Here is a 13,742-nt window from a genome sequence, read left to right as displayed (position 1 = left end):
CTCAGCCCGCCACGCCCTCGGGGCGGCGGATCCGCGCCATCGCCTCCTGCACAAGGGCGTGCAGGCCGTTTTCCGGGCTGGCGGCAATCTGGAAAAGCTGTGTGCGCATGCGCGGTTCCCAGAAATCGTTGATGTGGTCGGCCACGCCCGCCACCCCTTCGGCATGGGGTTTCGTCTCCATGAAGATCGCGATCTGATTGGCCATGCGGACAAGCTTGTCATGCGACATCGGCGGCTCCTTCCGGGTCGGTGATGCGGTGGGGATGGGTGAAAATCTCGAAACGTTCGGGACGGGCAAGCGCCACCACGCACAGCCCCGCGCGGTCGGCCAGATCCAGCGCCGAGGCGGTCGGCGCCGAAACCGCGATCAGCACCGGCGCGCCAAGGCGGACGCATTTCTGCACCATGTCGATCGACACCCGGCTGGTCAGCACGACCGCGCCCTGCCCCGCGGGCTGATCCGCGCGCAAAAGTGCACCGGCCAGCTTGTCGAGCGCGTTGTGTCGCCCGACATCCTCGCGCACCGCGACAAGGCCCTGGCCGGGCACGAAGAAGCCCGCCGCGTGAACAGCGCGCGTCGCGTCATGCAGGGGCTGCTTCTGCGGCAGCGCCGCCACCGCCTCAAGCACCTGCGCCACGCCAAGGCGCAGCCCGGTCTCGGGCAGCACGCCGGGCGGGCGCATCGCCTCGGCCAGGCTGTCGATCCCGCAAAGGCCGCAACCCACCGGCCCGGTCATCGAGCGCCGCCGCTCCGCCACACGGGCACCCGCCTCTGAGTGCAGCCAGATCCGCAGGTCGATGCCCTCCGGGGTTTCGACATGCTCCACCCGGTCGATCTCGGTCGGGCTGGCCAGCCCCTCGGTCAGCGAAAAGCCAAGGGCAAAATCCTCAAGATCGGCGGGCGTGGCCATCATCACCGCCTGGGTCGCGCCATTATAGCTCAGCGCGACCGCCGTTTCCTCGGGCAACTGACGGCAAAGCGCATGGCGGCCAGTGCCGATGGCTACGGCATAGGCGCTATGGGCACGGCGATTACCCGGCATCATTCCGCCGCTGGCAGGATGCGCCGCGCACGTTCGCTCAGCGCGGTATAATCCTCCTGCCAGTCCGAGGGTCCGTTCGACAGGCCGACCTGCACCGCCGTCACCTTGTATTCCGGGCAGTTCGTCGCCCAGTCGGAATAATCCGTGGTGATCACGTTGGCCTGCGTCTGGGGGTGGTGGAAGGTGGTGTAGACCACACCCGGCGCCACACGGTCGGTGAGATGCGCGCGCAGCGTCGTTTCGCCCGAGCGGCTGGCCAGGCGGACCAGATCGCCCTCCTTCACGCCGCGGTTCTCGGCGTCGTGGGGATGGATCTCCAGCACGTCCTCTTCGTGCCACACCACGTTTTCGGTGCGGCGGGTCTGCGCGCCCACGTTATATTGCGACAGGATCCGCCCGGTGGTCAGCAGCAGCGGGAAGCGCGGCCCGGTGCGTTCGTCCGTGGCCACATATTCGGTGCGAATGAACCGCCCCTTGCCCCGCACGAAGCCCGGCACATGCATGATCGGCGTGCCGACCGGCGCACTGTCGTTGCAGGGCCATTGCACGGACCCCATCTGTTCCAGCAGATCATAGGTCACGCCGGCGAAGCCGGGGGTGGTGGCGGCGATCTCGGCCATGATCTCTTCGGGGTGGCCATAGGACCAGCCCGCGCCCATCGCATTGGCCAGAAGCTGCGTCACCTCCCAGTCGGCATAGCCATTCTTCGGTGCCATCACCCGGCGCACACGGTTGATGCGGCGTTCGGCATTGGTGAAGGTGCCGTCTTTTTCCAGGAAGGTCGAACCGGGCAGGAAGACATGCGCGTAATTCGCCGTCTCGTTCAGGAAAAGGTCATGCACGATGACGCAGTCCATCGCGGCCAGCCCCGCCGAGACATGCTTCGTGTCGGGATCGGATTGCAAAATATCCTCGCCCTGGCAGTAGAGCCCCTTGAAGCTGCCCTCGATCGCGGCATCCAGCATGTTGGGGATGCGCAGGCCGGGCTCGGGGTCGATCTCGACACCCCAGAGCGCCTCGAAGACGTCGCGCACGTCGTCGTTCTTCACATGGCGATAGCCGGGCAGTTCATGCGGGAACGAGCCCATGTCGCAACTGCCCTGCACGTTGTTCTGGCCGCGCAGCGGGTTCACGCCCACGCCGGGGCGGCCGATATTGCCGGTCAGCATGGCAAGGTTGGCGATCCCGATCACGGTGGTCGAGCCCTGTGAATGCTCGGTCACGCCAAGCCCGTAATAGATCGCGCCATTGCCGCCCGTCGCGTAAAGCCGCGCGGCGGCGCGCAGCTCGGCGGCCGGCACGCCGGTCAGATCCTCGATCGCCTCGGGGGCGTGGCGCGGATCGGCGACAAATTCGGCGTAATCCTGGAATTCGTCCCAGTCGCAGCGCTCGCGGATGAAGGCCTCGTCGAACAGGTCCTCGGTCACGATCACATGGGCAAGCGCGGTGACCACGGCCACGTTGGTGCCCGGACGCAGCGGCAAATGATGCGCCGCCCGGATATGGGGCGATTTCACCAGGTCGATGCGGCGCGGGTCGATCACGATCAGCCGCGCACCCTGGCGCAGCCGCTTTTTCAGGCGGCTGGCGAAGACCGGGTGCCCGTCGGTCGGGTTGGCCCCGATGATGACGACGACATCGCTTTGTTCGACCGAGTCGAAATCCTGCGTGCCCGCGCTGGTGCCGAAGGTCTGGCCCAGCCCGTAACCGGTGGGCGAATGGCAGACCCGCGCGCAGGTGTCGGTGTTGTTGTTGCGAAAGACCGCGCGCGTCAGCTTCTGGACAAGATAGGTTTCCTCGTTCGTGCAGCGCGACGAGGTGATGACCCCCACCGACTGCCGCCCGTGGCGGGCCTGGATGTCCTTGAGCCGCCCCGCCGCGAAGGCAAGCGCCTCTTCCCAACTGGTTTCGCGCCACGGATCTGTGATGCGTTCGCGGATCATCGGCTTGAGGATGCGGTCACGGTGCTGCGCATAGCCCCAGGCGAACCGGCCCTTGACGCAGGAATGGCCGCGATTGGCCTTGCCGTCCTTCCAGGGCACCATGCGCACCAACTCGTCCCCGCGCATCTCGGCGCGGAAGCTGCACCCCACGCCGCAATAGGCGCAGGTGGTGACCACGGAACGATCGGGTGTGCCGATCTCGATCACAGATTTCTCTTGCAGGGTCGCCGTCGGGCAGGCCTGCACGCAGGCCCCGCAGCTCACGCAGTCCGAGCTGAGGAAATCGTCGCCTGCCATGCCGGCCTTGACGCGACTGTCGAAGCCCCGCCCCTCGATCGTCAGCGCGAAGGTGCCCTGCACCTCTTCGCAGGCGCGCACGCAGCGCGAACAGACGATGCATTTCGCCGGGTCATAGGTGAAATAGGGGTTGCTTTCATCCTTGGGGATATAGGCCGGGTTGGCCCCGCCGGCGGCTTCGCGCGGGCGGAAATGCGTCTCGATCGCCTCATAGCGCACATCGCGCAGGCCCACGGCCCCGGCCATGTCCTGCAATTCGCAATCGCCATTGGCCGCGCAGGTCAGGCAATCCAGCGGGTGGTCCGAGATGTAAAGCTCCATCACGCCGCGGCGCAGATCCTTGAGCTTCGATGTCTGGGTATGCACCACCAGCCCCGGCGCGACCGGCGTGGTGCACGAGGCGGGCGTGCCCGCCCGACCCTCGATCTCGACAAGGCACAGGCGGCACGATCCGAACGCCTCAAGGCTGTCGGTGGCGCACAGCTTGGGCACGGGGATGCCCGCCTCGGCGGCGGCGCGCATGATCGAGGTGCCCTCGGGAACGGTCACGTCGAAACCGTCGATCGTCAGCGTGACCATCTGGTCGGCGCGCACGGCAGGCGTGCCCATGTCACGCTCGGACGGCCAGGGAATGATGAGGTCTTTCATTCGGCTGCCTCCTTTGAGGTGGCGAAATCATCGGGAAAATGGGTCAGCGCGGACATCACCGGATAGGGGGTGAAACCGCCAAGCGCGCAAAGCGAGCCCGCCTTCATCGTGGCGCAAAGATCCTGCAAGAGCGGCGTGGCCGCCGCGTCTCCGCGCGCGATGCGGTCGATCGTTTCCACGCCGCGCACCGCGCCGATCCGGCAGGGCGTGCACTTGCCGCAGGATTCGATGGCGCAGAACTCCATGGCGAAACGGGCAAGCGCCAGCATGTCGGCGCTGTCATCATGCACCACAAGGCCGGCATGGCCCACCAGCCCGCCCTGCCCGGCGAATTCCTCGTAGCAGAAGGGCAGGTCGAAATCGCCCACCGGGTGATAGGCGCCCAGGGGACCGCCCACCTGCACCGCCTTGACCGGCCGCCCCGTCGCGGTGCCGCCGCCGATCTCGTTCACGATCTCGCCAAGGGTGATGCCGAAGCCCGTCTCGAACAGGCCGCCATGCCTGACGTTCCCCGCGATCTGCAACGGGATCGTCCCGCGCGAGCGGTTGACGCCGATTTCGGCATAGGCGGCCGCGCCATGGGCCATGATCCACGGCACCGCGGCAAGGCTGAGCACGTTGTTGACCACGGTGGGCCGGCCCATGAACCCCTCGAGCGCGGGCAGCGGCGGCTTGGCGCGCACCACGCCGCGCTTGCCTTCAAGCGAGTTGAGAAGCGAGGTTTCCTCGCCGCAGACATAGGCGCCCGCGCCCACGCGCAGCTCAAGGTCGAAGGCGCGGCCGGAGCCCAGCACCGACGGACCCAGAAGCCCCGTCTGCCCGGCGCGACGCAGCGCCTCGGACAGCACCGCGATGGCATCGGGATATTCCGAGCGCATGTAGACAAGGCCCTTGTCGGCGCCCACGGCCAGCCCCGCGATCACCATCCCCTCGATCAGCACGAAGGGATCGCCCTCCATCAGCATGCGGTCGGCAAAGGTGCCGCTGTCGCCCTCATCGGCGTTGCACACGATGTATTTGCGCGCGGCAGTCGCCCCGGCAACGGTCTTCCACTTGATGCCCGTGGGAAAGCCCGCGCCGCCCCGTCCGCGCAGGCCCGATGCGGTGACCTCCTCGACGATCGCCCCGGGCGTCATGGCAAGCGCCTTGCGCAGGCCCGCAAGGCCGCCATGCGCCGCATATTCATCCAAATCGAGCGGATCGGTCAGCCCGACCCGCGCGAAGGTCAGCCGCGTCTGGCGCCGCATCCAGGGCAGATCCCCGGTCGGGCCAAGCGCCTTGGGATGGGCGGCCAGATCGTCGAACAGCGCGGGCACATCGGCGGGTTGCATCGGGCCGAAGGCCAGGCGCACGCCATCGGCCACCACCTCGGCCAGCGGCTCCAGCCAGATCATCCCGCGCGAGCCGTTGCGCACAAGGGTCAGCGCGACGCCCCGGCGCGCGGCCTCTTCGCGGATCGCATCGGCCACGTCCTCGGCCCCGAGGGCCTTTGCGGCGGCATCCATGGGAAGATAGATCTTCATGCCCCGACCTCCGCAAGGATGCGCTCCAGCCGCGCGGCATCCACCGCGCCCACGACCTTGCCGTCGACCAGCGCCGCGGGCCCGCAGGCGCACAGGCCCAGGCAGAAGACCGGCTCCAGCGTCACGGCACCGTCGCGGGTGGTTTCGTGCCAGTCCACCCCAAGGCGCGCGCGGGCCTGATCGGCAAGCGCATCGCCGCCCATCGACTTGCAGGCCTCGGCCCGGCAGATCTTGAGGACATGGCGCCCGGCGGGCGCGGCGCGGAAATCATGGTAGAAGGACATCACGCCATGCGCCTCGGCGCGGCTGATGTTCAGCCCCTCGGCAATCAGCGGAAGCGCCTCTGCGGGAACATGCCCGAATTCGGCCTGCACGGCATGCAGGACCGGCAGGAGCGGCCCTTCGACCGCAGCATGATCCGCCAGGATTTTCGCAATCCGGTCGCGCAACGACTCTGTCTCGATTTCCGCCATGAAACCTCCTCCGATCTGGCGGCGATCATAGGGACACATCATCGGCGATCAATTTCGCCGATCCGTCACTTGATAGAGTTTATCAATCAAACCACGCCAAGGCGAATATCATTTGCGCGAGGCCGCACGCCGCGCCCTCAGGCGGTGCGGCGGTTGTGGCGGATCGAGGACATCAGCGCGAAGCCGATGAAGCACGCCCCCAGAAGCCCCGTCACCAGTTCGGGAATATGCCACAGCGTCTGCGCGAACATCACGCCCGACAGGATCAGGATCGACCAGAACGCCCCATGTTCGAGATAGCGAAACTCGGCCAGCGTGTTCCGCTCGACCAGCATGATCGTCATGGAGCGCACATACATCGCGCCGATGCCCAGGCCGATGGCGATCAGGAACAGGTTCTGCGTCAGCGCGAAGGCGCCGATCACGCCGTCGAAGCTGAACGAGGCGTCCAGCACCTCGAGATAGAGGAACGCGCCGATCCCGGCCTTCGCCACCTCGGCGCTTGCCGCCTGCCGGTCAAGCACCTGGCCCAGCACCTCGACCCCGAGAAAGGTCAGAAGCCCCGAGATGGCGGCGAAAAGAAAGCGCCCCTCGGCCCCCGGCGGCAGGACCCATGTGAACAGCATCACCACCGCCAGCAGCAGCCCGATCTCAAGGCCGCGGATGCTGGCACAGCTGCGCAGGCGACGCTCCAGCGCGGCGATCCAGTCCACGTCCTTGCCTTCGTCGATGAAGTAGTTCAGTGCGACCATCATCAGAAACGCGCCGCCGAACGCCGCGATCGACAGATGCGCGCCCGAAATGATGCGCGCATATTCCGCGGGCTTGGTCGCGGCCAGCCAGATCGCCTCGATCGGGCCGATCCCGGCGGCGACCACCACGATCAGAAGGGGAAACAGCACCCGCATGCCGAACACCGCGATCAGGATGCCCCAGGTCAGGAAGCGGTGCTGCCATTCCGGGGTCATCTTCTCAAGCTTGTTGGCATTGACGATGGCATTGTCGAAGGACAGCGAGATTTCCAGAACCGCCAGCACCGCCGCGATCAGGAAGAACGACACCGCCCCGCCGATATTGCCCGAATAGCCCCAGCCCAGCCAGAAGGCGAGCAGCAGGCCAAGCGCCGTCACGGCGAAGGGCCAACGGAAATAGTGCAGTGCGGTTCTCATCGGGCTCTCCGTTCGCGCTCTGGCACGAGATAGGAGCGGCGCAGGCGCCCCACAACCCCCGGCGCGAGGAGCGCAAAGGGGAATCTTCAGACTGTTGCGGCCTGGTTTTCGGCCTTCTTTTCCCAGCGGCCGGACTCCTCGCTCCAGTATTGCGCGGCGACGCCGGCGGCGGTCAGGCCGCGCCATTGCGCGCGCGCGGCCTCAAGCGCGGCCGGGTCGTTGCCGTCGAACAGGATCCAGACCCGTTCGCGCGCGGCGATCTCGTCGGGGGTCAGGGGGGCGCTTTGCACCGTCATCAGCGCCTGGGGATCGTTGGCCGCGGGCCCCGGTCCGGTGCCGATCAGCACCGGTTGCAGCGCGTCATGCGGACCGCCCGCGCGGCCATGCGGCAGGAACCCCTCTTCCGCGCCCAGCCACAGCCGCTGGTCGAGCATGTCGAGATATTCCGGCGTCACGCCGCGCAGCTCGACCCGCCAGCCCTGCGCCACCGCGCGCGACAGAAGGCTTGCCACGACCTCTTCGGTCGGACTGCGGGTGATGTGGTAGAACAGCGCGGCGCCCAAGCGCTCAGCCCTCGTAACGGTCGCGGATCAGCCGGTCGAGCGTCATCACCCCCCAGCCCGACGGGCCTTTGGGCGCGAAGGCGGTCTCGGCGGGCGGCAGCGCCACACCGGCGATGTCGATATGCGCCCAGGGCGTGCCCTCCTTGATGAAGCGGTGCAGGAATTCGGCCGCGGTGATCGACCCGGCGGGCCGCCCGCCGGTATTCTTCATATCGGCCAGGCGCGACTTGATCAGCGCGTCATAGGCTGGCGCCAGCGGCATGCGCCAGGCGCCCTCGCCCTCGGCCCCCGCGGCCTTCAGCAGATCCTGCGCAAGCGCGTCGTCATTGCTGAAGACGCCCGCGTTCTCATGCCCGAGCGCGATGATGATCGCACCGGTCAGCGTGGCAAGGTCGATCACCGCCGCGGGCGCGAAGCGGTCCTGCGCATACCACAGCACATCGGCCAGAACGAGGCGGCCTTCGGCATCGGTATTGATCACCTCGATCGTGTCGCCCTTCATGGATTTCACGATGTCGCCGGGCCGTTGCGCGCGCCCGTCAGGCATGTTCTCGACCAGCCCCACAAGGCCCACGACATTCGCGCGGGCCTTGCGCAGCGCAAGCGTGCGCATCACGCCCGCCACGACCCCCGCGCCGCCCATGTCCATCGTCATCTCTTCCATGCCTCCGGCCGGCTTGATCGAGATGCCGCCCGTGTCGAACACCACCCCCTTGCCGACCAGCGCCAGCGGGGGCGCATCCTTCGCGCCGCCCTTCCACTGCATCACCACCACCTTCGAGGGGCTTTCCGAGCCCTGCCCCACCCCCAGAAGCGCGCGCATGCCCAGCTTTTCCAGATCCGCCTCTTCGAGGATCTCGACCTCGAGGCCAAGCTCGTGCATCGCGCCGAGGCGGGCGGCGAAATCGTCGGTGGTCAGGATATTGGCCGGCTCGTTCACCAGATCGCGGGTGAAGAACACCCCCTCGGTCAGCGCGGCCAGCGGGCCGGCCTTCGCGGCAACCTCCTCGGGGCGGTTGACCATGATCTCGACCGCGCCGGGGGCCTCTTTCTCCTTGGTGTGGTAGTCGAAACCATAGGCCCGCAGCGCCAGCCCGAAGGAAATCTCGGCCGCGCGCGGATGCCCCTCGGCCAGCACGAGCGCACCCTTCGTCCCAAGCGCCTTGCCGATCGCGGCCCCGGCCTTGCGCGCCTCGGCCACGCTTGCACGGCGCGGCAGCGCGATCAGTTGCACCGCCTCGGCCTCAAGCCCCGCGGGCCAGGACAGGTCGAGCGATTCGCCGGGCTTGAGCTTGCCGAACGCCGCCGAGCCCGCCGCGCGCGCCAATGCCCCGCGCATCAGCCGGTCAAGCCTGCGCGCGCCCGGCGGCAGCTTGGCCCCCGCCTCGGCCAGAACCGCGATGCGGCCCGCGCGTGCGGCAAGATTGGTCAGGTCGGTTTCACGAAACTGGATCGCGACGGGATCGGTCATGGGGGTCTCCGCTTGGCTGCGCCCGGCCGCTTCCGGCGGGCTTTCGCCCGACCCTAGCGAGGCCGCGGGAAAATGGGAAGCCAGAGCGCCCCGCGCCTCTTTTCCCGGGCCGCGCATCGGGGTAAGAGGGGGAACCGCTGCCAGGGGAAGATCAGAGTTTGACGCGACTAGACAGATATCTGCTGTCACAGCTCATGGCGTTGTTCGGCTTTTTCGCCCTTGTGCTGGTGTCGGTCTACTGGGTCAACCGCGCAGTGCGGCTGTTCGACCAGCTGATCTCGGACGGCCAGACCGCCTGGGTGGTGCTGGAATTCACCGCGCTGACCCTGCCCTATGTGATCCGGCTGGTGCTGCCGATCGCGGCCTTCGCGGCCACGGTCTATGCGATCAACCGGCTGGCGGGCGAATCCGAGCTTGTGGCGATGCAGGCCACCGGTGCCTCGCCCTGGCGGCTGGCGCGGCCGGTGGCGGTGTTCGGGCTGATCGTGGCGGCGCTGATGCTGGTGCTGGTGCATGTTCTGGTGCCCGCCTCGCGCGCGCAGCTGGCCGACCGCCAGTCACAGATCGCCGAGAATGTCACCGCGCGCTTTCTCAAGGAAGGCACGTTCCAGCATCCCGGCGACGGGGTGACGATCTATATCCGCTCAGTCGCGCCGACGGGGGAGCTGCTCGACCTGTTCCTGTCGGATGCGCGCAATCCGGCCGTGCGCACCACCTATACCGCGGAAAAGGCGCTGATCGTGCGGTCCGATACGGGACCGAAGCTGATCATGATCGAGGGCATGGCGCAGACGCTGCGCAGCTCGGACAACCGGCTGGCGGTCACGCAATTCGCGGATTTCACCTATGATATCGGTGCGCTGATCGCCCCCGGCGGGCGGCTGAAACGCGACTGGCGCGAATTGCCGACATGGCAGCTGATCGCACCGGGCAGCGAGGTGCTGGCGCTGACGCGGGGCAATGCCGACGAGGCCTGGATCGAGTTGCAGAACCGCCTGACCCAGCCCCTGCTGGCGCCCGTCGCGGCCCTTCTGGGGTTCGCCGCGCTGATGCTGGGCGGCTTTTCGCGCTTTGGCGTCTGGCGCCAGATCGGCATCGCGGTGGTCGCGCTGATCGTGGTCCAGTTTCTCAGCAACGCGGCCGATGATGTGATCCGGCGCGATCCGGGCCTCTGGCCGCTGGCCTATCTGCCCGCGCTTGCCGGGTTTGCCGCAGTCGCGGTGATGCTCTGGCTTGCGGCCAGACCGCGGCGGGTGCGCCCGCCCGCGCGCAGGGCGGCGGAGGCCGCGGCATGACGCTTTCGCTTTACATCGCACGGCGCTTCCTGCGCGCGCTGATCCTTGTGGGCGCCGCCTTCTACGGCATCCTCTTCCTGATCGACATGGTCGAGCAGATCCGCCGCTTCGACACCGCCGAGGTCGGCCTGCCGCAGGCCGCCTTCCTTGCGCTTCTGAACGTGCCCGGCTCGCTTTACACCATCCTGCCGCTGATCGTGGTGCTGGCGGCGGTGGTGCTGTTCCTGGGGCTTGCCCGCTCGTCCGAGCTGGTGGTGATCCGGGCGGCCGGGCGCTCGGCGCTGCGCATGCTGGTGGCGCCGGTCGCGGTGGCGTTCCTGTTCGGACTGCTGGCCATCGCGGTGGGCAATCCCATCGTCTCGGCCACCTCGAAGCGCTTCGAAAGCCTGTCGGACAGCTATCGCACCGGCGGCGGGCAGGCCGTGTCCATCGGCACCGAGGGCGTGTGGATGCGTCAGGGCGCGGGCGATGGCGGCGACACGCAGGCCGTGATCCGCGCCGCGCGTGCCAATCTGGACGCCACGCAGCTTTTCGACGTGACCTTCCTTGTCTTCGCCCCCGGCCAGGGCCCGATCCGGCGCATCTGGGCCGAAGAGGCACGGCTGACCCCCGGCGCATGGCAGCTGAGCGGCGTCAAGGACTGGATGCTGGCCCCCACCGGCAACCCCGAGCGCGCGGCCACCACCTCCGCCCGCCTGGAACTGCCTTCGGACCTGACGGCCGACCGCATCCGCGACAGCTTCGGCACCCCGTCGGCCGTGCCGATCTGGGACCTGCCCGAATTCATCGCGGGGCTGGAGAACGCGGGCTTCTCGGCGCGCCGCCACATGGTCTGGTTCCAGATGGAACTGGCGCTGCCGCTGGTTCTGGCGGCGATGGTGCTGATCGCGGCGGGCTTCACCATGCGCCATGTGCGCTTCGGACGCACCGGGATGATGGTGCTGTTCGCGCTTGCCGCCGGCATGGGGGTGTTTTTCCTGCGCAGCATGGCGCAGGTTCTGGGCGATAACGGGCAGATCCCCGTGGCGCTTGCGGCCTGGGCGCCGCCGGCGATCGCGCTCATGCTGGCGCTTGCGCTGCTTCTGCACCTGGAGGAAGGCTGATGCTGGCGCGCGCGCTTCTGTTTGCCCTGACGCTGCTTCTGGCCGTGTCCGCCCTGCCCCAGGGCGCCACCGCGCAAGACCCCACCGAGGCCGCAACGCTGCTGGCCGACCGCATCACGCTTACCGGCTCGAACCGGATCGAGGCGGCCGGCGCGGTCGAAATCTTCTATCGCGGCAACCGGCTGACCGCCTCGCGGCTGAGCTATGACCAGTCGACCGACATGCTGCGCATCGAGGGGCCAATCCGCCTGGTGGAGCCGGGCCAGACCGGCGCGGTGCTGATCGCCGATCAGGCCGAACTGGCGCGCGATCTGCAAAACGGCATCCTGACCGGCGCGCGGCTGGTCCTTGCGCGCGAGATGCAGCTGGCCGCGACCACGATCCGACGCGACGCGGGGCGCTACACCTATCTCGACAATGTGGTGGCCTCGTCCTGCCAGGTCTGCGCGGACCGCCCCACGCCGCTTTGGGAAATCCGCGCCCGCCGTGTCACCCATGACGCCGAGACCCGCCAGATCCTGTTCGACAGCGCGCAGTTCCGCGCCATGGGCGTGCCGCTGATGTATCTGCCTCACCTGCGCATGCCCGACCCCACGGTCGAACGGATGAGCGGCTTTCTTCCGCCACGGCTGCGCACGACCTCCAGCCTCGGCACCGGGATCAAGCTGCCCTATTTCTTCGCGCTCGGCTCCAGCTCGGACCTGACGCTGACGCCCTATGTCGCCACCTCGCGCACCGCCACGATGGAGATGAGCTTTCGCCAGGCCTTCCGCTTCGGCGCGTTGCAGCTTGACGGTGCCATCACCCGCGACGACATCCGCGATGGCGAGACCCGCGGCTACCTGTTCGCGCAGGGCGCCTTCGTGCTGCCGCGCGACTACCGGCTGGGGCTTGAGGCGCGGCTGGTCTCGGACCGGTCCTACCTGCTGAACTACGGCATCACCGACAATGACCGGCTGTGGTCGGGCCTGACGCTGGAACGGGTGCGCGCCGACCGGATGATCTGGGGCCGCGCGGGCCATACCCACACGATCCGCGAGGGCGAGGTCAATTCGACCCAGCCCGCCCTTGCCACCGATGTCGAATGGGTGCGCGTCTACCGCCCCGCCACGATCGGCGGAGAGCTGACGGTGAACGCCCAGGTGCATGCCCATCGCCGCTCGTCGGGGCTCGCGTTCGACGGGGCGGATCTGGACATGGACCCGGACGGGCGCGACATGGTGCGCGCCTCGCTGGTCGCAGACTGGCGGCGCAACTGGCTGGTGGGCGCGGGCATCCTGGCAAGCGCGCAAAGCCAGCTTGCCGTCGACGCGTTCGACGTTTCGCAAGACCCGCTTCTGTCGGGCAGCACGCTGCGCACCACGCCCACGCTCGCGCTTGAGCTGCGGTGGCCCTGGGTGCGGACCGCCGGGCAGGCCTCGCATGTGATCGAACCCGTCGCCCAGCTTGTCTGGAGCCCGAACGACCGCAGCGACGTGCCCAACGAGGACAGCCGCCTTGTCGAATTCGACGAAGGCAACCTGTTCTCGCTGTCGCGCTATCCGGGGGCGGACCTGCGCGAACGCGGCCTGCGCGCCAATCTGGGCATCAGCTGGACGCGCAACGACGCGGCCGGGTGGTCCATCGGCGTGACCGCGGGGCGCGTCCTGCGCGCGCGCGACCTGGGGCAGTTTCCGCTTGGCTCGGGGCTGACGGGCACGCGCTCGGACTGGCTTCTGGCCACGCATCTGCGCACCGATGCGGGGCTGGTGCTGTCGAACCGCATGCTGCTGGATGACAGCCTGTCCATCACCCGCGAAGAGCTGCGGCTTGCCTTCAACCGGCCGCGTTACGACCTTGCCGCGGGCTATATCTGGCTTGAGGCGAATCCCGCCGAAGGCCGGCCCGAGCGCACCTCGGAGCTGACCTTCGAAAGCGGCTGGCGCTGGGGCAACGGATGGGCCGGGGTCATCGATGCGCGCTACGATTTCACCGCCGAGCGCGCCGCACGCGCCGCTTTCGGCCTGCAATATGCGAATGAATGCGTCACCGTGGATCTTTCCCTCTCGCGTCGCTTCACTTCCTCCTCTAGTGTGGAGCCCGAAACCGGTTTCGGCCTTTCGGTGCAGCTTGCGGGCTTTGGCGCGGGCGGTGCCGATCGGGCGCCCAGACGGAGTTGCGCGCGCTGAGCCGCGCCCCCAAGGCGCCCGATGGCGCGCGAACCGGACAGAGCAG

11 protein-coding genes are annotated in these 13,742 nt (G+C 68.1%); 3 read left to right on the top strand and 8 right to left on the bottom strand.

Annotated elements, in window-relative coordinates:
• Position 1: 1 nt before the first annotated feature.
• From AC4PTO_RS06820 to AC4PTO_RS06785, 8 genes are all read right to left on the bottom strand, one after another.
• Positions 2–229, bottom strand: coding sequence for a formate dehydrogenase subunit delta (locus AC4PTO_RS06820; RefSeq protein WP_492732978.1), 228 nt, complete (start codon positions 227–229; stop codon positions 2–4).
• Positions 219–1,043: a formate dehydrogenase accessory sulfurtransferase FdhD gene (gene fdhD / locus AC4PTO_RS06815; protein ID WP_492733564.1), complete on the bottom strand. Its 825-nt coding sequence runs from the start codon at positions 1,041–1,043 to the stop codon at positions 219–221. Before fdhD ends, AC4PTO_RS06820 begins: the two co-directional genes overlap by 11 nt.
• A complete protein-coding gene (fdhF, locus tag AC4PTO_RS06810; protein WP_492732977.1) occupies positions 1,043–3,931 on the bottom strand; it encodes a formate dehydrogenase subunit alpha in 2,889 nt (962 codons plus the stop codon). Before fdhF ends, fdhD begins: the two co-directional genes overlap by 1 nt.
• Positions 3,928–5,454 carry a formate dehydrogenase beta subunit gene (locus tag AC4PTO_RS06805; protein WP_492732976.1) on the bottom strand — a complete coding sequence of 509 codons (1,527 nt, stop codon included), beginning with the start codon at positions 5,452–5,454 and terminating at the stop codon, positions 3,928–3,930. The genes fdhF and AC4PTO_RS06805 overlap by 4 nt, the downstream gene beginning before the upstream one ends.
• Positions 5,451–5,927, bottom strand: coding sequence for a formate dehydrogenase subunit gamma (locus AC4PTO_RS06800; protein WP_492732975.1), 477 nt, complete (start codon positions 5,925–5,927; stop codon positions 5,451–5,453). The genes AC4PTO_RS06805 and AC4PTO_RS06800 overlap by 4 nt, the downstream gene beginning before the upstream one ends.
• A 137-nt stretch (positions 5,928–6,064) precedes the next feature.
• Positions 6,065–7,096 carry a DUF475 domain-containing protein gene (locus AC4PTO_RS06795; RefSeq protein ID WP_492732974.1) on the bottom strand — a complete coding sequence of 344 codons (1,032 nt, stop codon included), beginning with the start codon at positions 7,094–7,096 and terminating at the stop codon, positions 6,065–6,067.
• A gap of 86 nt (positions 7,097–7,182) precedes the next feature.
• A complete protein-coding gene (locus AC4PTO_RS06790; protein ID WP_492732973.1) occupies positions 7,183–7,659 on the bottom strand; it encodes a DNA polymerase III subunit chi in 477 nt (158 codons plus the stop codon).
• Between the two features lie 4 nt (positions 7,660–7,663).
• The gene (locus tag AC4PTO_RS06785; protein ID WP_492732972.1) at positions 7,664–9,130 is read right to left on the bottom strand and encodes a leucyl aminopeptidase; all 1,467 of its coding nucleotides are present in this window, start codon (positions 9,128–9,130) and stop codon (positions 7,664–7,666) included.
• A 158-nt stretch (positions 9,131–9,288) separates the two neighbouring features.
• Between AC4PTO_RS06785 and lptF the strand changes: the two genes are divergently transcribed.
• Genes lptF through AC4PTO_RS06770 form a run of 3 tightly spaced genes read left to right on the top strand, consistent with a single transcriptional unit; the run spans position 9,289 to position 13,696 of the window.
• Positions 9,289–10,425 carry an LPS export ABC transporter permease LptF gene (lptF, locus tag AC4PTO_RS06780; protein ID WP_492732971.1) on the top strand — a complete coding sequence of 379 codons (1,137 nt, stop codon included), beginning with the start codon at positions 9,289–9,291 and terminating at the stop codon, positions 10,423–10,425.
• A complete protein-coding gene (lptG, locus tag AC4PTO_RS06775; protein ID WP_492732970.1) occupies positions 10,422–11,528 on the top strand; it encodes an LPS export ABC transporter permease LptG in 1,107 nt (368 codons plus the stop codon). Before lptF ends, lptG begins: the two co-directional genes overlap by 4 nt.
• Positions 11,528–13,696 (top strand): LPS-assembly protein LptD, encoded by a 2,169-nt coding sequence (locus tag AC4PTO_RS06770; RefSeq protein ID WP_492732969.1) that lies wholly within the window; start codon positions 11,528–11,530, stop codon positions 13,694–13,696. The genes lptG and AC4PTO_RS06770 overlap by 1 nt, the downstream gene beginning before the upstream one ends.
• Positions 13,697–13,742 lie beyond the last annotated feature (46 nt).

This window comes from Rhodobacter maritimus, assembly GCF_058747975.1.
This window is presented reverse-complemented; position numbering and strand designations above follow the sequence as displayed.

Coding starts and splice junctions, on each gene's coding strand:
- AC4PTO_RS06820 (WP_492732978.1), bottom strand. CDS start 229: ATGTCGCATGACAAGCTTGTCCGCATGGCCAATCAGATCGCGATCTTC.
- fdhD (WP_492733564.1), bottom strand. CDS start 1,043: ATGCCGGGTAATCGCCGTGCCCATAGCGCCTATGCCGTAGCCATCGGC.
- fdhF (WP_492732977.1), bottom strand. CDS start 3,931: ATGAAAGACCTCATCATTCCCTGGCCGTCCGAGCGTGACATGGGCACG.
- AC4PTO_RS06805 (WP_492732976.1), bottom strand. CDS start 5,454: ATGAAGATCTATCTTCCCATGGATGCCGCCGCAAAGGCCCTCGGGGCC.
- AC4PTO_RS06800 (WP_492732975.1), bottom strand. CDS start 5,927: ATGGCGGAAATCGAGACAGAGTCGTTGCGCGACCGGATTGCGAAAATC.
- AC4PTO_RS06795 (WP_492732974.1), bottom strand. CDS start 7,096: ATGAGAACCGCACTGCACTATTTCCGTTGGCCCTTCGCCGTGACGGCG.
- AC4PTO_RS06785 (WP_492732972.1), bottom strand. CDS start 9,130: ATGACCGATCCCGTCGCGATCCAGTTTCGTGAAACCGACCTGACCAAT.
- lptG (WP_492732970.1), top strand. CDS start 10,422: ATGACGCTTTCGCTTTACATCGCACGGCGCTTCCTGCGCGCGCTGATC.
- AC4PTO_RS06770 (WP_492732969.1), top strand. CDS start 11,528: ATGCTGGCGCGCGCGCTTCTGTTTGCCCTGACGCTGCTTCTGGCCGTG.